We start from the raw sequence: 25,081 nt of genomic DNA, 5'->3' as shown, positions 1-25,081 counted from the left end.
TGTTGGCCATCTGTCTTCAACAGGTGGCGTTTGCTGCTCAGGTGCGCTCAAGTCAGAGAATCTTCAGACGAATCTGAAACCGACGTTGATAAATTGCCAAGCACTAGAGCCAACACAAAAAATATGACAGCTAAAATGGCAGTGGTACGACTCAAGAAGTTACCAGAACCTGACGAACCAAACACCGTGTTTGATGCGCCTGAGCCAAATGAGGCGCCCATATCTGCGCCTTTACCCTGCTGTATCATGATGAAGCCAATAAGAACAATGGCTACAATGAGAAACATCACCATCAATACTTCAAACATAAACTTTATCCCTTGGCTGCTCGACAGATAGCGCAGAAATCTTCGCCATTTAGGCTTGCGCCACCAATCAAACCACCATTTATATCTGCTTCTGAAAACAATGACTCAGCATTATTCGCTTTTACTGAGCCACCGTATAAAAGTGGAGTTTTGGCTCCAACTTGTTGGTAGTTTTCAACTAACCAACCACGAATTTTTGCATGTACTTCTTGTGCCTGCGCGGGCGATGCTGTCTCACCGGTACCAATAGCCCAAATCGGCTCATAAGCTACCACAACACGTGCCATTTGCTTTGCACTTAATCCAGCCAGACTCTTTTCGAGCTGAGCTTGGATGACTGACCATGTATTGTCAGCCTCGCGCTGTGCTTTATCTTCGCCAACACAAATCACTGCGGTCAACCCAGCTTGGGTTACAGTGGCCGCTTTGGCAGCAACCAATTGGTCGCTTTCGTGTTGCTCGGCGCGACGTTCAGAATGCCCAAGCAAGACATACTCGACGCCTAATTCTTGCAACATCGCAACAGAGACTTCACCAGTATGCGCTCCGCTTTCATACTCGCTCACGTTCTGCGCACCTAACGCGACATCATCGTAATAGATGTGCCCTGCCATTTCAGACAGCAGCGTGTACGGTGGACATATGACCACATTTACACCTTTAAAGTCAGCTTGGTTGTCACGCAGAACTTCACTCATATTGCGAGTGAGTGCTCGGTTACCGTTCATTTTCCAGTTGGCAATAACCAGTGACGCGTTAGACATTTAAGCTCCTCTCTTTAAGGCGCGGGAATATTAGCTGATGCAAACCAAAGTTACAAGCACCAATTTCATTCCCGCGCACTGACTGCCTATTTTGTAGCCGCCTCGACTTCTTGGGCAATCTGCTGTGCAAACGTTTTCACGGCACGCGTATCAGCGCCTTCCACCATGACCCGAATAACTGGCTCCGTGCCCGATTTCCGCAACAACACACGCCCTTTTCCAGCCAACGCGGTTTCTACTTCAGCAACAACAGCTTTAACCTGAGGACTGTTAAGCGGGTCAGCACCTGACGGATACCGAACATTCACTAATGTCTGCGGTAACTTTTTAAACCCGTCCAGTAATGTTTCGATGTCACTGTCTTCCGCGACCATGGCCGCGAGTACTTGCAGGCCGGCGAGTATACCATCGCCTGTCGTATGGAAATCGCGATTGATAATATGCCCTGAGCTTTCTCCCCCCAACGCCCAATCGTTCGCCTTCAATTGCTCAATAACGTAGCGGTCACCGACCTTTGCGCGAATAAAGGGAACATCAAGTGATTGGCACGCCTGTTCAAGGGCAAAGTTACTCATCAAAGTACCAACAACACCCCCCTTCAGGGTTCCTGAGCGAAGTGCGTTAACCATGAGCACGTAGAGTATTTCGTCGCCATCCAGAATACGCCCTTTGTCGCTGACCATCATAATACGATCACCGTCACCATCGAGCGCTATACCTACATGTGCTTTCTGTTTCAGTACTTCCTGCTGTAGTGCATCTAGATGAGTTGCACCACACTCTTTATTAATATTAAGTCCGTCGGGTCGAGTACCGACTTCAGTGACTTTGGCACCAAGCTCTCTAAACACGTTCGGTGCGATATGATAAGTCGCGCCGTGGGCACAATCGACGACAATGTGCATCCCCGTTAATGACAAGTGGCTCGGAAATGCACTTTTACAAAACTCAATGTATCGGCCCGCCGCGTCGTTGATACGATTGGCGCGACCTAAATGTTCGGATGCGACACAATCCATGGGTTGGTCAATCAAATGTTCGATATCTAACTCAACTTGATCGGGCAGCTTATGACCGTTATCGGCAAAGAATTTAATACCATTGTCATAGTATGGATTGTGCGATGCACTGATAACAATGCCTGCTGCCGCGCGGAAAGTGCGGGTCAGATAAGCAATACCCGGTGTTGGCATGGGACCTAAAAAGTCAACATTCACCCCTGCAGCGGACAAACCGGCTTCAAGTGCCGATTCGAGCATATAGCCGCTGATGCGAGTATCCTTACCCACGAGTACCTTGCGTGTTCCCTTTGCCGCCAACACTTTACCGGCAGCCCAACCAAGTTTAACCGCAAACTCAGGTGTAATAGGATGTTCTCCAACCAACCCACGTACACCATCGGTACCAAAATATTTCCTTTCTGTCACAAAAAATCTCCTTCCAGGGTCGCTGACACAATCCGCATCGCATCAACGGTTTCTGCTACATCATGCACACGGATCATACGTGCGCCTTTATAAGCTGCTATTGTGGCGGCTGCGATACTTCCTGACAAGCGCTCGTTAACATTTTTCCCCGTTACGTGTCCGATCATCGACTTACGTGACATTCCAATAAGTAATGGACAACGCAACTCATGAAAGGCTTGCAAGCGCTGTAGCATTTGATAATTGTGACGTTGTGACTTACCAAACCCAAACCCTGGGTCTAACCAAATTCGGTGTCCATCAATACCTCCCTTGGCGCATTGATGTATGCGGTCCTCGAGAAAGGTTTTTACTTCACATATCACGTCTTCATAACGTGGATCATGTTGCATGGTACGCGGCTCACCTTGCATATGCATTAAGCAGACCTCAACATCACTGGCAGCCACAACTTCAATCGCTCCAGGTTCGCGTAAGGCATTCACGTCATTAATCATGTCAACGCCAGTTTCGATGGCCGCACTCATCACTGCGGGTTTAACGGTGTCTACAGATACCTTCACGTCCAATCTTTGCTTAATCGCCTCAAGCACCGGAATCACTCTATCAAGTTCTTCTGCTTCAGCGACAGCTTGCGCGCCGGGACGAGTCGACTCACCGCCGATATCTAACCATGTAGCACCGGCTTGTATCATGGTTTCTGCACGCCGTAGCGCATCATCAACATTATTATAGTTTCCCCCATCGCTGAATGAATCCGGGGTAATATTTAAAATCCCCATGACACTCAACGGTCGCGCAAGCTTACTCATGGTCTAGTTCCTCACATCATGACTACACAAACGTTTGACAAAAAAAAGCCACCCAATCGGTGGCTTTTCAGTAATGGTTGGTTACGACGTCGCGTCACCCGGGTTTGTCCACGTTAATAGGACGATCTGGCCGCTCTTCTTCGCCTGCCTTTTCGGCAGTACCACCATTGGTACCATTATCATTATCATCGCGATCATCCCAGCCTTTCGGGGGACGAACGTCACGACGATTCATTAAGTCGTCAATCTGACCCGCATCGATAGTTTCGTATTTTACGAGCGCGTCTTTCATAGCGTGCAGAATATCAATATTCTCTTCCAATATCGTTTTAGCACGTTGATAGTTCTGATCAATCACTGACTTAACTTCTTGATCAATCGCGCGCGCGGTGTCGTCAGACATGTGTTTATGCTGAGTGACTTGACGCCCTAAAAAGACTTCATTTTCGTCTTCAGCGTAGAGCAAAGGACCCATTTTTTCTGACAAGCCCCACTGCGTCACCATCTTACGAGCAATTTCTGTTGCCCGTTCAATATCATTTGACGCGCCAGTCGTGACCTTATCAACGCCATAGATAATCTGCTCGGCTAACCGACCACCAAACAAGCTTGAGATCATGCTTTCTAAATGTTGCTTAGAATGACTCACACGATCTTGCTCTGGCAAGTACATGGTAACCCCTAATGCACGGCCCCTTGGAATGATCGATACCTTATAGACCGGATCATGCTCAGGCACTAAACGACCCACGATCGCGTGACCCGCTTCATGATAAGCCGTCATCGCCTTTTCATCGTCGGTCATTACCATTGAACGACGTTCGGCACCCATCATGATCTTATCTTTCGCTTTATCGAACTCTTCCATTGAGACGACACGTTTGTTGCCTCGGGCTGCGAATAACGCAGCTTCGTTAACTAAGTTAGCGAGGTCAGCGCCCGAGAACCCAGGTGTACCGCGCGCAATCAAATCGGCACGCACGTCGTCGCCCAACGGAACTTTACGCATGTGTACTTTTATAATCTGCTCACGTCCGCGTACGTCCGGCAAGCCCACCACAACTTGGCGGTCAAAACGACCTGGACGCAATAACGCAGGATCAAGTACGTCTGGGCGGTTGGTTGCAGCGATAACGATAATACCTTCGTTACCCTCAAATCCATCCATTTCCACCAACATTTGGTTTAGCGTTTGCTCGCGCTCATCATGACCGCCGCCAAGACCGGCGCCACGTTGGCGACCCACGGCGTCTATCTCGTCGATAAAGATAATACAAGGTGCAGACTTTTTCGCTTGCTCAAACATATCGCGTACACGAGAAGCACCGACACCGACAAACATTTCAACAAAGTCAGAGCCAGAAATGCTAAAGAAAGGCACTTTTGCTTCGCCTGAAATAGCTTTAGCAAGCAACGTTTTACCTGTACCCGGCGGACCGACCATTAACACGCCTTTTGGTATTTTACCGCCCAAGCGTTGGAATTTAGAAGGATCCTTAAGATAGTCGACCAGTTCGGTGACTTCCTCTTTAGCTTCATCACAACCCGCCACATCGCGAAACGTGGTTTTAGTCTGATCTTCGCTCATTAAGCGTGCTTTACTCTTGCCAAACGACATTGCACCGCGACCACCGCCGCCCTGCATTTGTCGCATGAAGAATATCCACACACCGATTAAGAGCAACATCGGGAACCAAGAAATGAAAATTGACGTGAGAATGCTAGGTTCTTCCGGTGGCGTTCCCGAGAACTCAACATTTTTATTCGCCAATTGATCAACGATCTTCGGATCGGATTGCGTCGGAATGACTGTCTTATACGACTGGCCATTTCGTGTCATCACCGTGATGGTGCGACCATCTTCACCAAAATCGGCGCGTCGCACATTGCCGTTGTCCACTTGCTTTAGAAACTCGCTATACGCCATGCGAGACCCAGCGTTTTCGCCAGGGCTAAAGCTCTGAAAAACGCTCATCAACACAACGGCTATGACGAGCCACAAGATGAGATTTTTTGCCATATCGCTCAAAGCCTATTACCTCTAGTGTATTTAAATAATCAATCGTTGATGTCAGGGTACTACAACTTGTAGTCTGTCGCTACCAAGTATACCTCTCGCGAACGTGATCGAGACGAACTTGGCTTTCGCGTCTTTACCGTCTTAAATGCCGCTCTAACATCTTTTAAAAACTCTTCGAACCCTTGTCCATGAAACACTTTGACAGCAAAGCTGCCGCCAGGTTTCAGTACTTGGTGACACATGTCCAACGCCAGCTCAACAAGATACATTGCACGGGGCTGGTCGACGTTGTCATTACCACTCATATTAGGGGCCATATCGGACAACACTACATCTACGTTTTTACCGCCAATTCGGCTCAACAACGCGTCTAAAACTGCCTGTTCGCGAAAGTCACCCTGCAGAAAATCGACGCCAGCGATTGGGTCCATCGATAAAATATCGCACGCGATTACCTGACCATCGCCATTGAAGTAGTCTGCAACATATTGCGACCAGCCTCCAGGCGCTGCGCCCAAATCAACAACAGTTTGCCCTTTTTTTATTAATTTATCACGCTGTTGAATTTCTTCTATCTTAAATACGGCACGTGACCGCAATCCGCGTTTTTGCGCTTTTTGCACAAACGGATCATCAAAATGTTCTTTTAACCAACGTTGGCTGCTGACGCTGCGCTTTTTACCCATTAATACTATCCAGACTGTCTGATTAAACTAGCGTGTACCCATTAGATGGCGTTACAATAACCGTAATTCAAGCTCAAATTACAGGATTATTATCGTATGTCGTTAACTAATAAGCAAAAACAGTTTTTAAAAGGCGAAGCGCACCCGCTCAAACCGGTGGTTTTACTCGGTGCAAATGGGCTTACTGAAGGCGTGATTGCCGAAATTGAGCAAGCGTTGGAAGATCATGAGCTCATCAAGGTAAAAGTGCCAGAAGAAGACCGTGAGCTACGCCAACAAATGATGGCTGCCATTGTGCGTGAAACAGGTGCGGAACAAGTTCAGGTCATCGGTAAAACACAAATCTTGTTCCGTCCAGCTAAAGAACCTCGTATGCGATTACCAAGAGCTTAACCGCAGCTGTATTGTGGCGTCATAGGGTTTGAGACACGTCTCATAGCCCGCGCCACACAGCCCATCGCTACTTCAGTCTTAATCCATCCCTCTTGTGCTAAAAAGTAAACATTCAGCAGTTCATTGCGATGTGCTTCAGAGTTGTCCAACTGATGTTTCTTAAGAGTCGGCTCAACCATCTGCATCGCTTTCCAGTAAAAGCGATAGTCTTGTTCACAAGTTAAGGAACTTAAGCTCTCTGCAAGTTCAGGTGTTGATTTAGGATACATAAGCTTAACACCAGGCGCGAAAAGCCAATCGACCGATAGCCCTTCACTCATTAATTTGGTAATGAGTAATTTATAAGGAATGACTTGTCGGTAACGCCAATTTTTATAGTCATGATAGCTGACTCCGAGCCACTCGACGACGCCTTTTATCGTTTGCACTTTGGCAACCGGTTTAAGACGTTCCATTAACTCCCTGATGGTAGGCTCACCCCACGCGTAATTTGGGGCAAATACTGCGTTTCTTTCCATGAAACCTCCTTTACATGCTATTAACACAACAGTAATACTTTCTAAAAAAACAAACTGTTTTGCAAGTTTTAAGCATAAAAAAACCCAGTTTTAAAAAACTGGGTTTTTGCTAGAGGTCGATGTAAGCGATTAAATATATTTAACTTCCACGACCTCGTACTCAACCTCACCATTCGGTGTGGTTACCGTCGCAATGTCATCAATTTCTTTACCAATCAGCGCACGCGCTATCGGCGAGTTGACAGAAATCAGATTAGACTTAATATCCGCCTCATCGTCACCGACGATTTGGTAGGTCACTTCCTCATCTGTTTTAGTGTTATACACTGTCACAGTGGAGCCAAAAATGACTTTACCGTTATTAGGCACTTTCGTTACATCGATAATTTGTGCGTTCGATAATTTCGACTCGATTTCTTGAATACGGCCTTCACAAAAGCCCTGTTGTTCGCGCGCTGCATGATACTCAGCATTTTCCTTGAGATCTCCATGCTCACGCGCATCAGCGATCGCCTCAACAATACGAGGACGATCTTCGGTTTTTAATCGTTTCAATTCTTGACGCAGTTGCTCTGCGCCACGTTCCGTCATTGGAATCTGGTTCATACTAATGCAACCCTTTTGTGTAATTCCTGCACCGAGCTCACGCGCGCGCGATCGTCCGCCGTATTGGCTTTCACTGTCGCAAACGCCGCGTTAAGTGTAGTGGTATAAATTACTTTGTTTAACAATGCCTCGCGACGGATATAAACCGAATCTTCGATGGCTTGACGACCTTCTACGGTGTTAATGATATAACTATACTCACCGTTTTTGATCGCATCCACAATATTCGGACGACCTTCCTGTAGTTTGTTAACTACCGTGCAGTCGATACCCTCTTCTGCTAACATTTTAGCAGTACCGCGGGTCGCTTCCAATTTAAACCCAAGCGCCAGCAAGCCACGCGCAAGATCCATCAGTCGACGCTTGTCGCTGTCACGAACAGAAATAAGTGCCTTTCCTTTTTTCGCGAGCGCAGCACCGGCGCCGAGGTTGGCTTTGGCATAAGCTTCTTCAAAGCTTTCACCCACCCCCATTACCTCACCGGTAGAGCGCATTTCTGGTCCACGAATCGGGTCAACACCTTGGAACTTAGCAAAAGGAATGACCACTTCCTTTACTGAATAATAAGGTGGAATGACTTCGCTTGTGTAACCTTGTTCTTTTAACGACTGACCCACCATTACACGAGCCGCGACTTTGGCAAGCGGAACACCCGTCGCCTTCGAAACAAAAGGTACGGTTCGTGCTGCGCGAGGGTTCACTTCAATGAGGTAAATTTCATCGTCTTTTACCGCAAACTGGGCGTTCATTAAGCCCTTAACGTTTAATTCAAACGCAAGCTTACGAATTTGTTCGCGTAACTGTGCTTGAATAATATCGCTTAACGAGTACGGAGGTAACGAGCACGCCGAATCGCCTGAATGCACGCCGGCTTCCTCGATGTGTTGCATGATACCACCAATCAACACGTCTTCACCGTCACAAATTGCATCCACGTCCACTTCGATGGCGTTATCGAGGAACCTATCGAGTAACACAGGCGCATCATTCGATACCTTTACGGCATCCGTTAAATAACGCGTCAAGTCTTGCTCGTCGTAAACAATTTCCATCGCTCGACCACCCAATACGTACGACGGGCGCACAACAAGCGGATAACCAATACGTTTGGCTTCAGTCAACGCTTCTGAAATACCGGTAACCGTCGAGTTTTCTGGTTGCTTCAGCTTCAAACGGTTTACCGCCGCCTGGAATCGCTCACGGTCTTCCGAGCGGTCAATCGCATCCGGTGAAGTACCAATAATAGGCACGCCGTTGGCCTCAAGCGCACGTGCGAGTTTAAGCGGCGTCTGACCGCCATATTGCACGATGACACCTTTAGGCTGTTCGATACGCACGATCTCCAACACGTCTTCTAAGGTGATCGGCTCAAAGTATAACCGGTCAGAAGTGTCATAATCAGTTGATACGGTTTCTGGGTTACAGTTAACCATGATGGTTTCGTAACCATCTTCACGTAATGCTAAGGCCGCATGAACACAGCAGTAATCAAATTCGATACCTTGACCAATGCGATTCGGACCGCCGCCAATCACCATGATTTTGTCGCGATCAGACACATCGGCTTCGCATTCTTCATCATAGCTTGAATACATATAGGCAGTGCTAGAGGCAAACTCAGCAGCGCAGGTGTCAACCCGTTTATAAACCGGATGAATCCCTAACTTATGGCGACGCTTACGCACTTCTGACTCGCTGACATGCAGTACATCAGCAATACGTTCATCAGAGAAGCCTCGACGTTTAAGTGCCCGCATAACATGTTCATTCATGCCTGCGAGTCCCAATGCATCCAGTTCTTCTTCAAGCTTGATAAGCTCTTCAATCTGAATCAGATACCATTCATCAATACGCGTTAATTCAAACACTTCGCGCACGGTCATGCCTAAGCGGAATGCATCACCAATGTACCAAATTCGCTCCGCACCCGGCTCTTTCAGCTCACGAATCACTTTGCCGCGCGCTTCATCGCTGCTTAAATCGACCATACTATCAAAGCCATTGGCGCCCAGTTCGAGGCCGCGCAATGCTTTTTGCATCGATTCTTGGAAGTTACGACCAATCGCCATCACCTCACCCACCGATTTCATCTGAGTGGTTAAGCGATCGTTACAGTTAGCGAACTTCTCAAAGTTAAAACGAGGGATCTTAGTCACAACGTAATCTAACGCCGGTTCAAACGATGCAGGCGTCACACCGCCCGTAATTTCGTTCTCGAGTTCATCCAGCGTATAGCCCACCGCAAGCTTGGCGGCAACTTTCGCAATTGGGAAGCCTGTTGCTTTCGAGGCGAGCGCTGACGAACGCGACACGCGTGGATTCATTTCAATGATCACCATGCGGCCGGTATCAGGATTCAAGCCAAATTGTACGTTTGAGCCACCTGTCTCAACACCGATCTCACGCAATACCGCCATTGCTGCATCACGCATCAACTGAAACTCTTTGTCAGTCAATGTTTGAGCCGGTGCAACGGTGATCGAATCACCGGTATGGATACCCATTGGATCAAAGTTTTCAATGGTACATACGATAATGCAGTTGTCGCTTTTATCACGGACCACTTCCATTTCGTATTCTTTCCAACCTAACAGCGATTCATCAATCAGTAACTCGTTGGTCGGTGACAAATCGAGACCCCGTCGACAGATCTCCTCGAACTCTTCACGGTTGTAGGCGATACCACCGCCGCTGCCGCCCATGGTAAACGAGGGACGGATAATGCATGGGAAGCCAAGACGGTCAAGTACGTCAAAGGCTTCTTCCATGCTATGTGCCATTTCAGCATTCGGCGTCTCTAAACCGATTTTTTTCATCGCTTTATCGAAGCGGTCGCGGTTTTCCGCCTTGTCGATAGCATCGGCATTGGCGCCAATCATTTCGACTTTAAAGCGGTCTAATACACCATGACGATCAAGATCAAGCGCACAGTTAAGTGCAGTTTGACCGCCCATGGTTGGCAAAATCGCATCGGGGCGTTCGCGCTCGATAATTTTTTCGACCACTTCCCAGTGAATAGGCTCAATATAGGTGGCGTCAGCCATTTCAGGGTCAGTCATGATAGTCGCTGGGTTCGAGTTCACCAAAATCACTCGATAACCCTCTTCGCGAAGCGCCTTACATGCTTGTGCACCCGAGTAGTCAAACTCACAGGCTTGACCAATGACAATCGGACCTGCACCAAGAATCAGAATGCTTTTTATGTCAGTACGTTTTGGCATAGTGTCGTTCTATCCTTTGCTGCACCCGTTTAAGCGCGAGCTTGCATTAATTCGATAAAGTGATCAAAGAGCGCATCAGCGTCATGTGGACCTGGACTCGCTTCAGGGTGGCCCTGAAAGCTAAATGCGGGCTTATCGGTTCTGCGCATGCCTTGCAAGGTGCCATCAAACAATGACACGTGAGTCACCTCAATATTATCCGGCAAGCTCGTCTCGTCTATCGCAAAACCATGATTTTGACTGGTAATCATCACACGTTTAGTGCGAACGTCTTGTACTGGATGGTTTGCACCGTGATGGCCAAATTTCATTTTGGTCGATTTTGCGCCACTGGCAATGCCTAACAACTGATGGCCCAAACAGATACCAAAGATAGGGATGTCTTTTTCTAATAACGCTTTAATAGCGTCGATTGCGTAATCGCACGGCTCAGGATCACCCGGTCCGTTAGATAAAAATACGCCATCCGGATTTAACGCCATCACCTCATCGGCTGAAGTTTGAGCTGGCACCACCGTGATGCGGCAGCCGCGATCCGCGAGCAGTCGCAGAATATTCTGTTTGCAACCATAGTCGTATGCAACGACATGGAATTTGTCTTGCGCAGGTGAGGTATGTCCTTCGCCAAGCTGCCAACTGCCCTCGCTCCAAGCGTGAGTTTCCTCACAGGAGACAACCTTAGCGAGATCCATTCCTTTCAGCCCAGGAAATTCGCGAGCTAACTGAAGTGCTTTGTCTTCGTCAATCGGTCCCGCCATGATACACCCATTCTGCGCACCTTTTTCGCGCAAAATCCGCGTCAGCTTACGTGTATCAATATCAGCGATTCCAACCACATTCTGACGTTGCAGATATTCTGTCAACGTCTCTTGCTTGCGAAAGCTACTCGCTTTCAAGGCGTTATCACGAATAATCAAGCCTTTCGCCCAAACTTCGGGGGATTCTTCATCTTCGTTGTTGGTGCCAGTATTGCCAATGTGGGGGTATGTCAGGGTGACGAGTTGTTCAGTGTATGAGGGGTCAGTTAGAATTTCTTGGTAGCCTGTCATGGCTGTATTAAAGACGACTTCTCCAACAGCGGAGCCTTCGGCTCCAATCGCTGTGCCATGAAAGATGGTGCCGTCGGCTAACACCAGTATGGCTCGGTTAGCGGATTGACTCGCTAAAATACTCAAGGGCAACCTCCGTACATAAAAAAACGGGTGAATCAATACAAAGTTGACTTCCCCGTTTAAGGTCCTTACCGCGCGTTCTTTGCTCACTGAAATTAGCAGATGACTAACATCAGGCAAATTGACCGTATTGTACGTGTTTTTTTACGCAGCGTCCAGCGCTGTTTTTAATCCAATAGTTGCGCCAGTTGCTTTTTTAAGTCCAGCACATCGGCCATTTGATAGCACTCACCCGGCGCCTGAGCCGTCAGCCATTTTGCCGCGCGCAATGCACCTTCAGCAAAGATGCGACGATCACTCACGCGATGTGAGAGTTCGATACGCTCACCGGCCTGTGCCAGCCAAACTTGATGCTCGCCGACGATATCGGCGGCACGCAATACGCTAAACCCAATGCCATCGTCACTACGTAAGCCATCGCCACGAATACCATCGTTAACGGTCTCAAATGTTACCTTTCTGCCCATCGCAGCGGCCTCGCCGAGCGCTAAAGCAGTGCCTGATGGCCCATCCTTTTTATGTCGATGGTGCGCTTCGAAAATTTCGATATCTGCGTCTTTAAACGCGCCTGCTGCGATGCGCGTTAGCTGCTCCATCAGTGCCACACCCAAGCTGGTGTTACGCGCATGTAGAGTGGCTACTTTTTGCGCCGTGTCCTGAAGTAGTTGCTGTTGCGCGGCATCGAGCCCGGTAGTGCAGACCACAATCGGACACTGATGGTTTTGTGCATAAGCTAAGTTTTCTTCCAGCGCGTTGGGTAAGCTAAAGTCAATTAATACATCGGGTGCATCATTCACCTCTGACACATGATGATAGTGAGTTTGCCCAATGGGCTTACCGAGCGAACGACTCTGCTTACTGACGAACGCATGTGACACATCAAAGCCGTAAGCCTCGGCATACTCAATAATTTGTTGGCCCATACGCCCACTGGCGCCCAATACACCTAATTTCATGCGCTTTCTCGTGCTTCCTGATAAAGGTTGTTATCCTGCAATAAGTTTTCGCTACGCGCAACTACGCGTGCCACCATCATGTCACCAGTGACATTGGTCATGGTGCGCGCCATGTCTATGATACGGTCAATTGCGGCAATAAAAGCGATTCCTTCGAGCGGTAAGCCAACAGCGTTTAACGTCACCGTTAACATCACTAATGCAGTACCCGGCACCCCTGCCGTTCCAACCGACGCTAGGGTCGCTGTCATCATGATCAAGCCATAGTCCATCCAATCGAGTGGAATGCCGTACAGATTAGCAATAAAAATGCTTGCCACGGCGGGATAAATTCCGCCACAACCGTCCATATTGATAGTCGCCCCAAGCGGCAACACAAAACTCGCGTAATCCTTCGATACACCCAAACGTTCAGTGACCGCACGGTGTGCCGCTGGCAAGGAACCAAATGAACTGCAGGTCGTAAAGGCAACGACTTGTGCATCAAACACGGCTCGGAAAAATTGCCAAGCACTCATGCCCCCCATGGTACGGACAAAGCCACCGTAAACCACCACAATGTGGATCAGCACTGCTAAATAGATCACGCCCACGAATTTGGCCAAAGGCAATAAACTTGCAATGCCGTATTCACCGATCACCCATGCCATTAAGCCTAAAACGCCAAGCGGTGTAAGTTGCAAGACCATGCGAGTGACCTGATACATCACCTCTGCGCCCGATTTAATCACTCGACGTACCGGTTCAGCAGGTTCGCCCAGTTTCTGTATAGCAACACCGATAATCGCGGCAAAGACAACTATTTGAAGTACATTGCCTTCACTGAGCGCAGCGAATGGATTAGTTGGCACAAAGTTAAGTAGCACTTGTGAGACGCTCGGAATGACCTTTTCGGTTTGTTCTGTTGCGGTGAGAGTCTGAGCCGGGCTCATATCGATAAGCGTCCCCAGCGTCAAGCCGATAGCACTGGCGATAATGGCTGTCAGCATGAACATACCAATCGTTTTAGCTCCTAAGCGCCCTAGCTTTTGGCCATCGTTTAAATCGGTAATTGCACTGACAATGGCACAAAAGATAAGCGGCGCCACCAACATTTTTATTGCGCGAATAAACAGGTCGCCCAACGGCTTAAGTGCTTGTCCCGCTTCGGGGAACAGAGCACCTACCAGCGCACCTAAAACAAATGCACCCAGTACGCGTTGCCAGAAGGGAATATTAAACCAGAATCTAAACATAGAATGTCCACATCGAGAAAAATGCGGATAATTTAGCGTCAATCAATCGGTCGCCGAAAGAAAATTTTTGACTAGCATATAACTAAAAGACCAAGCCAACGAAAATTTGGCTTGGTCTTATTAATCACGAGGAAGGTCGCTCACAAGAAGGATTGCGTCCTTGTTGATGGGCTTGTTGTACTCGCGCACTCAAGCTTGGTGCGTAGTCTTCTATGGCATCAATACGCGTTTGCGGTGATGGGTGCGTTGATAGTAATTCTGGCGGAGCGCCTTTCGACTGCTTCGCCATATTGCGCCACAAGTCAGCGGCTTCAATAGGCTTAAACCCGGCATCAGCCATGTAGTCGAGACCCAACTGGTCTGCTTCAGACTCGTGAGTACGACTATACGGTAACAAAATACCGACTTGCGCTCCCACACCTAAGGCACTCATCAATAGCGCCGCAGTATCGCTCTCTAGCTCCTTATTGGCAAAAATTGCACCAATTTGAAGCCCCGCGCCGACTGCCATGTTGCTTGATACACGCTCATTGCTATGTTGCGCGATCACGTGGCCAATCTCGTGACCAATCACGGCAGCCAACTGGTGTTGGTTTTCTGCAACATCCAGTAAACCGCGGTAAACACCGATATTGTTTCCTGGCAAGGCAAAAGCATTCACCGTGTCTTGATCAAATACAGTGATTTCCCAATCCGCCTTGCTATAAGGTTCAGGTAACACGTCAATCAGTGCGTGACTTACGCATTGGACGTACGCATTAATCGCGGGATCGTCACTAATCGGCGTTTCAGCTTTCATCTGTTCATAAGACTGCTCACCCATTTGATTCAATTGACCCTCGGGTAAAAAAGCTAACTGAGAACGTCCTGTTGGCGACTTTGAGCAACTGACTACTGTCACAGTCGCCAGCGTCAACGCCGCTATTTTCCAAGCCCGCATAATGCCTCCTTTAGGCAAACAATAATGACTTCGTACTAACGATATTAGTCTTAGCTACGCAAGTCATCAAAAAATTGTTTAACACCGTCAAAGAAGCCTTTTTCCTTGGGTCTGAACTTAGCCGCTTCGTCGCCGTGCCCCATCGAACTCTCAAGTTCCTCGAGTAATTCGCGTTGACGCGATGATAAGTTCACCGGCGTTTCGATGACCACTTTACATATCAGGTCGCCGACAGCACCCGTACGGACTGACTTAACGCCTTTGCCACGTAAGCGGAAATGTTTGCCCGTTTGAGTCTCTTTTGGCACCTTCAATTTGACTTTACCTTCTAGCGTCGGTACCTCAATTTCGCCACCGAGCGCTGCCTTGGTAAAGCTCACTGGAACTTCGCAGTATAAATTGTTGCCGTCACGCGCAAAGATAGGGTGTTCACGCACATGCACCTGAACATACAAGTCGCCTGCTGGCGCGCCTTTTTCTCCCGCCTCACCTTCGTTCGCTAAACGAATACGATCACCGGTATCTACGCCTGCTGGAATTTTAACCGATAGTTTTTTGGTTTTTTCAACGCGGCCCTGACCGTGGCAAGTATTACATGGATCTTTGATGATAGACCCCGTACCACGGCAATGCGGACATGCCTGCTGCACAGCAAAGAAGCCCTGACGCATTTGAATTTGACCGGAACCGTGACAGTGACTACAGGTTTCTGGTCGTGTGCCTTTTTTCGCACCTGAGCCGTCGCAATCCTCACATTCCACCATGGTCGGAATTTGCAATTCAACTTCTTTACCTTTCACCGCGTCTTCTAGCGACATTTCTAGATTGTAACGTAAGTCCGCACCGCGCTGAGGACGCGCTTGCTGACGACGACCGCCACCAAAAATATCACCGAATACATCGCCAAAGATATCAGCAAAATCGGCACCACCGCCACCGAAACCACCGGAGCCCGCTCCGCCACCTTGGCGAGCTTGTTGAAACGCTTCGTGCCCATATTGATCATACATCTGGCGTTTTTGTGGATCCGACAACACTTCGTAGGCCTGTTTAATTTCCTTAAACTTGGCTTCTAACTCTTTATCACCTTTCGTGCGGTCTGGGTGGTACTTCATCGCCATCCGCTTGTAGGCTTTCTTAATATCTCTCTCATTGGCGTCTTTGCCGACACCTAAAATCTGATAATAATCCTGCGCCATAACCGTAATCTTCTGTTGTGATTTTACACCTGTCTAAAATAAATACACGGGCATTACCTTTCGGCAACACCCGTGTTGATATCGAAGTTGCCTAATTAAGCTTACTTCTTATCGTCGTCTTTCACTTCCTCAAATTCAGCGTCAACAACGTCATCATCTTTAGATGATTGTGCTTGCTCTGCACCGGCTTCTGCACCACCTTGTTGTGCTTGCTGTTGCTGAGCAGCTTCCATCAGTTTTTGTGAAGCTTCCATCAACGCTTGAGACTTCGCTTCGATAGCGTCTTTGTCGCCGTCTTTAGAAGCTTGCTCAAGTTCGTCGCAGGCGGTTTCGATGGCTTTCTTATCATCTTCTGACAAGGCTTCGCCGACTTCTTTCAACTGATTACGCGTTGCGTGCACTAAACCGTCCGCTTGGTTACGCGCTTGCACTAACTCTTCAAACTTTTTGTCGTCTTCAGCGTGTGCTTCCGCGTCTTTAACCATTTTTTCGACTTCATCCTCATCAAGACCCGATGAAGCTTTGATGGTGATCTTCTGCTCTTTACCGGTGTCTTTATCTTTCGCCGACACATGTAAGATACCGTCAGCGTCAATGTCAAAGGTCACTTCGATTTGCGGTACACCGCGCGCCGCTGCACGAATACCTTCGAGGTTAAACTGACCTAGCGATTTGTTATCGCTTGAGCGTTTACGTTCACCCTGCAATACATGAATCGTTACAGCTGACTGATTGTCTTCTGCGGTCGAGAATGTTTGCGATTCTTTTGTTGGAATCGTGGTGTTTTTCTCGATCAACTTGGTCATTACGCCGCCCATGGTTTCGATACCTAATGACAGCGGACAAACGTCAAGCAGCAATACGTCTTTCACATCGCCTTGTAAAACACCGGCTTGAACAGCTGCACCTAGTGCTACGGCTTCATCTGGGTTGACGTCACGGCGTGGCTCTTTGCCAAAGAAGTCAGTCACGGCCTGTTGAACCTTAGGCATACGTGTTTGACCACCGACCATGATGATGTCTTTAACATCGCTCACTGACATATCAGCATCAGCCAGTGCTTGCTTCAATGGCTCAAGTGACTTCTTAATCAAGTCTTCAACCAACGATTCTAATTTAGCGCGTGTTACTTTAATCGCTAAGTGCTTAGGACCAGTGTTATCAGCTGTGATGTATGGCAAGTTGACTTCCGTTTGTTGCGCAGAAGACAACTCGATTTTCGCTTTTTCAGCGGCTTCTTTCAGACGCTGCATCGCTAACGGATCTTTGCGTAAATCGATACCTTGATCTTTCTCAAACTGTTCAACCAGATAGTTGATCAAGCGGTTATCAAAGTCTTCACCACCCAAGTGTGTATCACCATTAGTCGCTAATACTTCGAAAGTATGCTCGCCTTCAACTTCGTCGATTTCGATGATCGAGATATCGAACGTACCACCACCTAAGTCATAAACAGCGATAACGTTGTCGCCGGACTTCTTATCCATGCCGTAAGCCAGTGCAGCTGCGGTTGGCTCGTTGATGATACGCTTAACTTCTAAGCCCGCGATTTTACCAGCATCTTTTGTTGCCTGACGCTGAGCATCGTTAAAGTATGCAGGTACAGTGATAACCGCTTCGGTGACTTTCTCACCTAAAAACTCTTCTGCGGTTTTCTTCATTTTCTTCAATACTTCAGCAGAAATTTGCGGTGGCGCTTTTTTATCGCCATCGATTTCTACCCAAGCATCACCATTGTCTGCTTTGACAATGTTATAAGGCATAATACCAATGTCGCGCTGAACTTCATCATCTTGGAAACGACGACCGATCAGGCGCTTGATAGCAAACAAGGTTTTATTCGGGTTGGTGACTGCTTGGCGTTTCGCCGGTGCGCCTACCAAAGTTTCGCCATCGTCGGTAAATGCGACGACAGATGGGGTTGTACGATCCCCTTCACCGTTTTCAATAACACGAGGTTTGCCGCCGTCTAAAACCGCGACACATGAGTTTGTTGTACCCAAGTCAATGCCGATGATTTTACCCATAATTAATCTCCACTACTTCTATTCTGTTCAAACCGCTCTGGTTTGAGCGTTAATGATTTCGATAACTGTTATTTGGGGGCTGTATCTAAAATTACAAGCCCTAAAACATAATTTCTCTTACAAATTATGCTTTTGTATCCACGCCGCCGTTACTATTACGTGCCACCATCACCATGGCTGGGCGCAGTAAACGTCCGTTGAGCTCATACCCTTTCTGCATAACGGCGATAATCGTGTTGTTTTTATGCTCCGCCGATTCTTGCATCGACATCGCTTGGTGCAGGTCTGGATTAAAGACCTCGCCCTCTTCGCCGACCGCTTTTACGCCAAATTTATCCAGCGTTGATGTCAGACTTTTATACGTCAGCTCAATACCTTCTAAAAAGCTTTTTAACTCTGGGTTTTCGGTATCAGCCGCTTGCATCGCGCGCTCAAGGTTATCCACACTCGTGAGTAGCTCGTTGGCAAACTTCTCTAACGCAAATTTATGCGCCTTCTCAACATCTTGACTCGCGCGACGACGTACGTTTTCCATTTCCGCCTGACTACGCAATACCGACTCCTTTTGCTCGTTAACTTTGGCTTCGGCCTTAGTTAACGCGAGCTCAAGCTCCGCAATACGGTCCGCTTGATTGTCTGCCGCCGCAGCTGTTTGCTGCTGGGTCTCTGGTTGTTCGTCGCTACCAAGCGCCTGTTCAGCTGCCTGCTCAGCCGCCTCTTTTGCGGCCTCTTGTTGAGCGGCTTCTTGTGCTTGCTGCTCAAAGTTCTCAGTTGTTTGATTTGGTTGCTTATCACTCATAACCCATACTCTTTAAATGTCGAATGAACGTATGCGTTGTTATGTGGGGATAGTCCGATTAAGATTCAAGACCTTTATTTCGCTTGATAAAAATTAACGCAACACGTAGCGTTAACTCACGACTAGAGGATAGCGGTAAGCCCTATGAAACAACCCGCATTTAAGCGCGTCGCGCTTTTAGGAAAAATTAATGATACTGGCACTCGTCACACACTTGAGGCACTTATTAGTGCCTTGTGCGAAAGTCAGTATGAGGTCTGTTTGGAAGAACGCTGTGCCACCCAGGTACAACCAAGCAGTTGCATCGACACGGGCTCACTTGAGAAGTTAGGACAATGGGCCGACATTGCGGTAGTCGTCGGCGGTGATGGCAATATGCTCGGTGCTGCCCGCGCACTGTGTGATCATGATGTGGCGGTTATTGGAGTGAATCGAGGTAACCTTGGCTTTCTGACCGATTTAGCGCCAGAGGACGCAGTGAGCGCGCTGATGGATGTGCTAGCGGGTGACTATGTAAGAGAAGAGCGCTTCTTGCTCTCGGCCTCGGTTAAAGGCGAGTCAATTAAACAACAAGGTGTGGCGGTGAACGAAATTGTTCTTCATTCAGACAAAGTCGCTCACATGATCGAGTTTGAACTTTATGTCGACGATCAATTTGTCTTTTCGCAACGTTCCGATGGCGTCATCATCGCGACACCCACCGGCTCGACGGCATACTCTCTGTCCGGCGGTGGTCCTATTCTGCATCCCAACCTAAATGCTATTACCTTGGTCCCCATGTTTCCGCATACACTGAGTAGTCGTCCGATTGTGCTCGACGCAAACTCCCGAGTGCGACTGCGTGCAGCCAAGGACAACGATCATTTACAAATCAGTTGCGACGGTCATGGGCGTCTTGATGTCATGCCAGGTGATGAGGTCATTATCGAAAAACACCCGCATACCTTGACGATGGTGCATCCGACAACACACAGCTACTACCATGTATTACGTAACAAATTGGGTTGGGGCAGCCGTCTTTTCTAACTGACTAAAAAAAAGTCACTCTTTGCATTGCAATTGCACAATAATACTGTATAACTACTGTATATACTGTATAGGTAAACAGTATTACTGTTCTTTTTATTGTGAGGAGCCCAGCCATGTTGACTGAGTTACACATTCGCAATTTTGCAATCGTCAAGCAGTTAGATATCGAGTTTAAAAACGGGATGACCGCCATTACCGGTGAGACCGGTGCGGGTAAATCTATCGCACTGGATGCGCTCGGGCTATGCCTGGGTGGACGTGCCGATGCCAACTGGGTGAGACCGGGCTGCGACAAAACGGACATCAGTGCGCGCTTCACTATCACTCACGACAGTCCCGCTCACCGCTGGCTCGTCGACAACGAGTTTGATGATGACCTCGAGTGTGTATTGCGCCGTACTATTAGTAAAGATGGTCGTTCACGGGCTTGGGTTAACGGCGCGCCAGTGACACTCACACAGCAACGCACATTAGCGCCAACATTGGTCAATATTCATGGTCAGCATGAACACCAGCTGTTGGTAAAAGAAGAGCACCAGCGCGAATTACTTGATCAGTTCGCTCAGCATGCTGAACTTATTACAGAAGTACAAGAAAGCTACCGTAACTGGGCGGCTACCGAAAAGCGTTTTCGCCAACATCAGCAGCGCAAAGAAGAATTAGCAGCACAGAAACAACTAATAAGTTATCAGGTTAAAGAGCTTAATGAATTTAATATCGGAGAGGGCGAATTTGAGCAACTTGAGAGTGACCACAAACGGTTGACTCATGTTCGCGCCTTAACGGAAAACAGTGCCTTTGCTCTAAATGCGCTTTATGACGGCGAGCACAATAATGTATCGGGACTCATTCAAGCCGCCCACGGCCGATTAGAAGAATCCGCCGAGCTTGATGAGCAAATCCAGCCTATTTTAGCACTGCTTGAACAAGCTAAAGTTCATATCGAAGAAACAGCATTAGAACTGCGTAATTATCAAGACCAATTAGATATTGATCCTGAGCAACTCGAAGTCACTGAACAACGGATGAGCCAAGCGATTGCGCTCGCTAAAAAACATCATGTCGCGCCACTCGACCTTTATCAACATCATCAGCAGTTGCAACAACAATTGGATGAACTCGAACGCGCTGAGGAAGATAACGAACAACTCGCTGAGCAACGTCAAGCATTACGTACCGTTTATCGACAAGCGGCGCTTAAGCTATCGACAAGCCGGAAAAAAGCAGCGGACAAACTGAGTGCCGAAATTTCCCGCGCCATGCATAAGTTAAACATGCCCCATGGTGAATTTGTCATCCAAGTTGATCATGATGACAAAGCCACAGCAACGCTCTGGGGCACCGACGAAATCTGCTTTACCGTGACCACCAACCCTGGGCAGCCGCTACAAGCGCTTAGTAAAGTTGCATCGGGCGGGGAACTATCACGCATCAGTCTTGCCATACAGGTCATGTGTGCCAATCAAAATACGGTACCGACCATGATGTTTGACGAGGTCGATGTCGGTGTGAGTGGACCCACCGCAGCGGTTGTGGGTTCAATGTTACGGAGTCTAGGCGAGCAGTGCCAAATTATCTGTGTCACTCACTTACCGCAAGTGGCTGCTAAGGGACATCATCAAATGCAGGTACTCAAACAAACCGATGGCGCACAAACAGAAACGCAAGTTTGGCAGCTTAACGAAGAACAGCGAATTGATGAGCTCGCTCGCTTATTGGGTGGCGATAGCATTACCGAAAAAACTAAAGACAACGCCCGGGAGTTACTTATTCATTAAGTTTTCCTGCGCCAATGCTAGCTAACTCGGTTTTGTTTGTTTATCATCGGTGACAACATTTAACGGTAAGAGTAGTTAATGAAACAAATCGGAAAAACTTTGGCCGCTGTTGCGGTCGTCGCAGGTCTCTCAGGTTGCTCAGTGTTAAACGATTGGGTATATCGAATTGATATTCCTCAAGGTAATTACCTTGAACAACGCGATGTCGACAAATTACGCGTAGGTATGTCACAGGAACAAGTTGCTTACGTATTAGGGCGTCCGGTCGCTGAAAACAGCTTTAACAGCGAGCGTTGGGTCTATGTTTATGACATGAATCCAAATGAGGGTGAACCTTTCCATAAGGAATTGATACTCGATTTTGAAGACGGTCAGCTCGCCCGTTTGTCGGGTGATTTTGATAAACCAGAAAACTTCGATACCCCGCTCGAACCTTAATGGGATAAGTTCCTATGACGCAACCGCTCATAGAAGAGCTCGGTGAAGTTATAAAGAGCCCAAAAGATCCGCGGTCTTTCCGTACACTAAAACTGCCCAATGGACTGTCAGTGGTGTGCGTTCAGATCCCACACAGTAAAAAGGCATCGGCATCGCTGGCTGTGCGCGCGGGTCATTTCAATGACCCGCTTGAAACCCAAGGTCTCGCCCACTTCCTAGAACACATGCTGTTTTTAGGGAACGAACGCTTTCCGGATGCTAACGAGTTCCCCGAGTTTTTGAGTGCCTACGGTGGACAACAAAACGCTTGGACAGGCTCTGAATTCTGTAATTTTTTCTTTGACTGTCAAACCCGAGCTCTCTCGCGAGCATTAGATTATTTCTCCGCGATGTTCATGGCGCCGTTATTTGACGAGTCCTTAATCAATAAGGAACGTCAATCAATCGACTCTGAATTCCGCTTAAAAGAGAAAGATGAACTTCGGCGTTTATATCAAGTACACAAGACAACATGTAACCCCGAGCATCCCTTTAGTAAGTTTTCGGTAGGTAACATGGATACGCTGGCAGAAAGCGATAGCCACTCGTTAAAAGACCAGTTAAGTGAGTTCTTTCGTGCTTTTTTCAATGCCAACAACATGCGGCTTACCATCGTTGGCGCGCAACCGGTTGATGAACTCGCCGAGATGGCGCAACACTACTTTTCGGACATCAGCAGCGGTCAAGAAAATGATCCTAAATCGCTCGAGGCGCTGCCACTGTACTTACCCTCCCAGTTAGGCGTATTCATTCAAGTTAAGCCCGTGAATCCGGCTCGTCGTCTGATCATCACGTTGCCCCTCCCTGGCATTGATGACGACTATAAGAATAAAACAACTAGCTTTATTGCTCACATTCTTGGCTATGAAGGCCCTCATAGCCTCTATGCAACGCTTCGGGCGCGTGGATGGGTTAATAGCCTCTCCGCGGGCGGCGGTATGAGCGGTAGCGGCTACAAGGATTTCAACTTAAATATTCAGCTTACTGAGGCAGGTGTTGTTCACGCCCTACAAGTAGCGCAGGCGGTGTTCAACTATATTCAGTTGATTGCAAGTTCTGGACTCGAGGCTTGGCGCTACGAGGAGAAACGGCTCACTTCCGAACTTTCATTTCACTTTCAAGAGACACCGCCCGCCGGTGAACTGGCTCCTCAACTGTCTGTTAATGCACACCACTATCCCATCCACGATGTGGTTTACGGAGACTACCGCATGGATGGACTGTCGGTTGCTCGAGCTAAACAAACACTGTCTTTAATGGCGCCCGAACGTGCCCGTATCACGCTGATCCATGGTGATGTAGAGACCGATCAACAAACAGAGTTATATCACACACCCTTTAGTATCCGTGCATTGACAAAAGAGGAATTAAACACTCTTAACAGCCCAGCGGGCACTTTTAGTTATCAACTACCAGCGCAAAACCCTTATATCACTTCTCATGTTGAACCTTACCCGCTAGAGCGCGAGCTCAGAGAGCCCGTGGCGTTGATAAAAAGCGACAATGTCACCATCTGGCATTTACAAGACCCTGATTTTAGAGTGCCTAAAGGGCATATCTATTTAAATCTCGAATCGCCAGCGGTCAATCAGTCGGCGACTCACTTCGCTGCGGCACGTCTTTGGTCGGAACTATTAATCGATTCGCTGAATGAAGCACTTTATGACGCTGAGGTCGCTGGCTTACACTTTAATATTTACCCGACCCAGTCCGGTATGACGATTCATACAATGGGGTTATCAGCGGGTCAATTGCCACTACTACAACAGTTAATGAAGCAGGCTTGGAAAGTAAAATTTAAGCGTGGTCGATTCAATTCTGTCGCTCAGCAACTTAAGCATAACTGGCAGTCCGCCCACAACAATCAGCCGCTCAATCGACTGTTTGCTGAGCTTAATTTGACACTACAGCCGTGCCTGTTCTCGCTCTCCGATATGGCCGAAGGCTTGAACTCATTAGACTATAAAGGCTTTTCGCAATTAAGTAGCGAGCTTTTTAACTCCATGGGGGTGTCGGCTTTAATACATGGCGATTGGCAAGCTAAAACCGCTTTTGAATTACATCAACTGATACGTGACAGCGCCTCAGGACGGTTAACGGCCTCTCCTCCTCAATTACAACCTAAGCGTCTTGAACCTCACACGCACATTCATCGAACCGTAGAGCAAGCGACTGGCGACAATGCCGTATTGGTATACTTTCAGGGCGATAACGACAGTGCTGAACAGCAAATTACGTGGATGTTAGCGCAACAGTTGCTTAATGCGAGTTTATTCGACGAACTCAGAACCCAGCGGCAACTGGGTTATGTCGTTGGGAGCCAGTATTTCCCTGTTCGACGCCTACCGGGTTTCATGGTGTTTGTGCAATCACCGACGCATAACACGTCCGCCTTACAGGAACATATTCACACCGTATTGCACGATAAAATTGAACAGCTCGACAACGTGCTGACATTACAGCGCTGGAAGCATGCTAAACAAACCCTATCTGAGCAATTAACGATAAACGATCGCAGTTTGCGCGCCCGTAGCCAACGCTTTTGGGGAGCGATTCAAATGGCCGAAACTCATTTTGATCGTAACGTTGAAATGAGCGCCGCTCTGGAGCGACTACAACTGTCCGACTGGATAAGTGAGGTAAAGCGTTTAGTTATTAAACAACCTCGTAAAATTGTACTGTTGTCATGCCAGTAGGAGATATTATAATAGCTT

Annotated in this window: 20 protein-coding genes and 1 pseudogene; 5 read left to right on the top strand and 16 right to left on the bottom strand. The window is 48.0% G+C overall.

Annotated elements, in window-relative coordinates; all coding sequences use genetic code 11:
* From secG to rlmE, 6 genes and pseudogenes are all read right to left on the bottom strand, one after another.
* Positions 1–308: pseudogene (gene secG, locus OS145_RS05170) on the bottom strand (preprotein translocase subunit SecG); the annotation flags it as partial.
* 5 nt (positions 309–313) lie between these two features.
* The gene (gene tpiA, locus OS145_RS05165; protein ID WP_006955166.1) at positions 314–1,072 is read right to left on the bottom strand and encodes a triose-phosphate isomerase; all 759 of its coding nucleotides are present in this window, start codon (positions 1,070–1,072) and stop codon (positions 314–316) included.
* An 86-nt stretch (positions 1,073–1,158) separates the two neighbouring features.
* Positions 1,159–2,499, bottom strand: a complete 1,341-nt coding sequence (gene glmM, locus OS145_RS05160) for a phosphoglucosamine mutase (RefSeq protein ID WP_006955165.1) — start codon at positions 2,497–2,499, stop codon at positions 1,159–1,161.
* The gene (folP, locus tag OS145_RS05155; RefSeq protein WP_006955164.1) at positions 2,496–3,311 is read right to left on the bottom strand and encodes a dihydropteroate synthase; all 816 of its coding nucleotides are present in this window, start codon (positions 3,309–3,311) and stop codon (positions 2,496–2,498) included. The genes glmM and folP overlap by 4 nt, the downstream gene beginning before the upstream one ends.
* A gap of 94 nt (positions 3,312–3,405) precedes the next feature.
* On the bottom strand, positions 3,406–5,340 hold the full coding sequence (ftsH, locus tag OS145_RS05150) for an ATP-dependent zinc metalloprotease FtsH (RefSeq protein ID WP_207328206.1): 1,935 nt from the start codon (positions 5,338–5,340) through the stop codon (positions 3,406–3,408).
* Positions 5,341–5,390: 50 nt separating this feature from the next.
* Positions 5,391–6,017 carry a 23S rRNA (uridine(2552)-2'-O)-methyltransferase RlmE gene (gene rlmE, locus OS145_RS05145; protein ID WP_006955162.1) on the bottom strand — a complete coding sequence of 209 codons (627 nt, stop codon included), beginning with the start codon at positions 6,015–6,017 and terminating at the stop codon, positions 5,391–5,393.
* Positions 6,018–6,113: 96 nt separating this feature from the next.
* Here rlmE and yhbY point away from each other — a divergent pair, with 96 nt between their 5' ends.
* Positions 6,114–6,410 carry a ribosome assembly RNA-binding protein YhbY gene (gene yhbY / locus OS145_RS05140; protein ID WP_006955161.1) on the top strand — a complete coding sequence of 99 codons (297 nt, stop codon included), beginning with the start codon at positions 6,114–6,116 and terminating at the stop codon, positions 6,408–6,410.
* On the opposite strand, the gene OS145_RS05135 is transcribed toward yhbY, so the two are convergent.
* From OS145_RS05135 to grpE, 10 genes are all read right to left on the bottom strand, one after another.
* Positions 6,407–6,928 (bottom strand): hypothetical protein, encoded by a 522-nt coding sequence (locus OS145_RS05135; RefSeq protein ID WP_006955160.1) that lies wholly within the window; start codon positions 6,926–6,928, stop codon positions 6,407–6,409. The two genes, yhbY and OS145_RS05135, sit on opposite strands and share 4 nt — an antisense overlap.
* 129 nt (positions 6,929–7,057) lie before the next feature.
* The gene (greA, locus tag OS145_RS05130; protein ID WP_006955159.1) at positions 7,058–7,534 is read right to left on the bottom strand and encodes a transcription elongation factor GreA; all 477 of its coding nucleotides are present in this window, start codon (positions 7,532–7,534) and stop codon (positions 7,058–7,060) included.
* On the bottom strand, positions 7,531–10,755 hold the full coding sequence (gene carB / locus OS145_RS05125; protein WP_006955158.1) for a carbamoyl-phosphate synthase large subunit: 3,225 nt from the start codon (positions 10,753–10,755) through the stop codon (positions 7,531–7,533). Before carB ends, greA begins: the two co-directional genes overlap by 4 nt.
* A gap of 29 nt (positions 10,756–10,784) precedes the next feature.
* Positions 10,785–11,930, bottom strand: coding sequence for a glutamine-hydrolyzing carbamoyl-phosphate synthase small subunit (gene carA, locus OS145_RS05120; RefSeq protein ID WP_006955157.1), 1,146 nt, complete (start codon positions 11,928–11,930; stop codon positions 10,785–10,787).
* A 164-nt stretch (positions 11,931–12,094) separates the two neighbouring features.
* On the bottom strand, positions 12,095–12,883 hold the full coding sequence (dapB, locus tag OS145_RS05115; protein ID WP_006955156.1) for a 4-hydroxy-tetrahydrodipicolinate reductase: 789 nt from the start codon (positions 12,881–12,883) through the stop codon (positions 12,095–12,097).
* Complete coding sequence (locus tag OS145_RS05110) at positions 12,880–14,118, bottom strand: dicarboxylate/amino acid:cation symporter (RefSeq protein WP_006955155.1); 1,239 nt, start codon at positions 14,116–14,118, stop codon at positions 12,880–12,882. Before OS145_RS05110 ends, dapB begins: the two co-directional genes overlap by 4 nt.
* 124 nt (positions 14,119–14,242) lie before the next feature.
* Positions 14,243–15,058: a M48 family metallopeptidase gene (locus OS145_RS05105; protein ID WP_006955154.1), complete on the bottom strand. Its 816-nt coding sequence runs from the start codon at positions 15,056–15,058 to the stop codon at positions 14,243–14,245.
* 50 nt (positions 15,059–15,108) lie between these two features.
* Positions 15,109–16,257 carry a molecular chaperone DnaJ gene (gene dnaJ / locus OS145_RS05100; RefSeq protein ID WP_006955153.1) on the bottom strand — a complete coding sequence of 383 codons (1,149 nt, stop codon included), beginning with the start codon at positions 16,255–16,257 and terminating at the stop codon, positions 15,109–15,111.
* A 101-nt stretch (positions 16,258–16,358) separates the two neighbouring features.
* Positions 16,359–18,284 carry a molecular chaperone DnaK gene (gene dnaK, locus OS145_RS05095; RefSeq protein ID WP_006955152.1) on the bottom strand — a complete coding sequence of 642 codons (1,926 nt, stop codon included), beginning with the start codon at positions 18,282–18,284 and terminating at the stop codon, positions 16,359–16,361.
* A 124-nt stretch (positions 18,285–18,408) separates the two neighbouring features.
* A complete protein-coding gene (gene grpE / locus OS145_RS05090; protein WP_006955151.1) occupies positions 18,409–19,083 on the bottom strand; it encodes a nucleotide exchange factor GrpE in 675 nt (224 codons plus the stop codon).
* A gap of 144 nt (positions 19,084–19,227) precedes the next feature.
* On the opposite strand from grpE, the gene nadK reads away from it, so the two are divergent.
* The 4 genes from nadK (at position 19,228) to OS145_RS05070 (ending at position 25,063) form a co-directional block, all read left to right on the top strand.
* On the top strand, positions 19,228–20,109 hold the full coding sequence (gene nadK, locus OS145_RS05085) for an NAD(+) kinase (protein ID WP_006955150.1): 882 nt from the start codon (positions 19,228–19,230) through the stop codon (positions 20,107–20,109).
* A 116-nt stretch (positions 20,110–20,225) separates the two neighbouring features.
* Positions 20,226–21,890, top strand: coding sequence for a DNA repair protein RecN (gene recN / locus OS145_RS05080; protein WP_006955149.1), 1,665 nt, complete (start codon positions 20,226–20,228; stop codon positions 21,888–21,890).
* Between the two features lie 78 nt (positions 21,891–21,968).
* On the top strand, positions 21,969–22,328 hold the full coding sequence (locus OS145_RS05075; protein ID WP_006955148.1) for an outer membrane protein assembly factor BamE: 360 nt from the start codon (positions 21,969–21,971) through the stop codon (positions 22,326–22,328).
* Between the two features lie 14 nt (positions 22,329–22,342).
* Positions 22,343–25,063 (top strand): insulinase family protein, encoded by a 2,721-nt coding sequence (locus OS145_RS05070; protein WP_006955147.1) that lies wholly within the window; start codon positions 22,343–22,345, stop codon positions 25,061–25,063.
* The last annotated feature ends 18 nt before the right edge of the window (positions 25,064–25,081 follow it).

Origin of the sequence: Idiomarina baltica OS145 (assembly GCF_000152885.1) — a bacterium.
GTDB classification, from domain to species: Bacteria; Pseudomonadota; Gammaproteobacteria; order Enterobacterales; family Alteromonadaceae; genus Idiomarina; species Idiomarina baltica.
Note: the sequence above shows the minus strand (reverse complement) of the source record. Positions and strands in the feature narration are given on the sequence as shown.

What these genes read in the sequence shown, in the direction of transcription:
- tpiA (WP_006955166.1), bottom strand. Translation starts at nt 1,072, where the DNA reads ATGTCTAACGCGTCACTGGTTATTGCCAACTGGAAAATGAACGGTAAC.
- folP (WP_006955164.1), bottom strand. Translation starts at nt 3,311, where the DNA reads ATGAGTAAGCTTGCGCGACCGTTGAGTGTCATGGGGATTTTAAATATT.
- rlmE (WP_006955162.1), bottom strand. Translation starts at nt 6,017, where the DNA reads ATGGGTAAAAAGCGCAGCGTCAGCAGCCAACGTTGGTTAAAAGAACAT.
- yhbY (WP_006955161.1), top strand. Translation starts at nt 6,114, where the DNA reads ATGTCGTTAACTAATAAGCAAAAACAGTTTTTAAAAGGCGAAGCGCAC.
- OS145_RS05135 (WP_006955160.1), bottom strand. Translation starts at nt 6,928, where the DNA reads ATGGAAAGAAACGCAGTATTTGCCCCAAATTACGCGTGGGGTGAGCCT.
- greA (WP_006955159.1), bottom strand. Translation starts at nt 7,534, where the DNA reads ATGAACCAGATTCCAATGACGGAACGTGGCGCAGAGCAACTGCGTCAA.
- carB (WP_006955158.1), bottom strand. Translation starts at nt 10,755, where the DNA reads ATGCCAAAACGTACTGACATAAAAAGCATTCTGATTCTTGGTGCAGGT.
- dapB (WP_006955156.1), bottom strand. Translation starts at nt 12,883, where the DNA reads ATGAAATTAGGTGTATTGGGCGCCAGTGGGCGTATGGGCCAACAAATT.
- OS145_RS05110 (WP_006955155.1), bottom strand. Translation starts at nt 14,118, where the DNA reads ATGTTTAGATTCTGGTTTAATATTCCCTTCTGGCAACGCGTACTGGGT.
- OS145_RS05105 (WP_006955154.1), bottom strand. Translation starts at nt 15,058, where the DNA reads ATGCGGGCTTGGAAAATAGCGGCGTTGACGCTGGCGACTGTGACAGTA.
- dnaJ (WP_006955153.1), bottom strand. Translation starts at nt 16,257, where the DNA reads ATGGCGCAGGATTATTATCAGATTTTAGGTGTCGGCAAAGACGCCAAT.
- dnaK (WP_006955152.1), bottom strand. Translation starts at nt 18,284, where the DNA reads ATGGGTAAAATCATCGGCATTGACTTGGGTACAACAAACTCATGTGTC.
- grpE (WP_006955151.1), bottom strand. Translation starts at nt 19,083, where the DNA reads ATGAGTGATAAGCAACCAAATCAAACAACTGAGAACTTTGAGCAGCAA.
- nadK (WP_006955150.1), top strand. Translation starts at nt 19,228, where the DNA reads ATGAAACAACCCGCATTTAAGCGCGTCGCGCTTTTAGGAAAAATTAAT.
- recN (WP_006955149.1), top strand. Translation starts at nt 20,226, where the DNA reads ATGTTGACTGAGTTACACATTCGCAATTTTGCAATCGTCAAGCAGTTA.
- OS145_RS05075 (WP_006955148.1), top strand. Translation starts at nt 21,969, where the DNA reads ATGAAACAAATCGGAAAAACTTTGGCCGCTGTTGCGGTCGTCGCAGGT.
- OS145_RS05070 (WP_006955147.1), top strand. Translation starts at nt 22,343, where the DNA reads ATGACGCAACCGCTCATAGAAGAGCTCGGTGAAGTTATAAAGAGCCCA.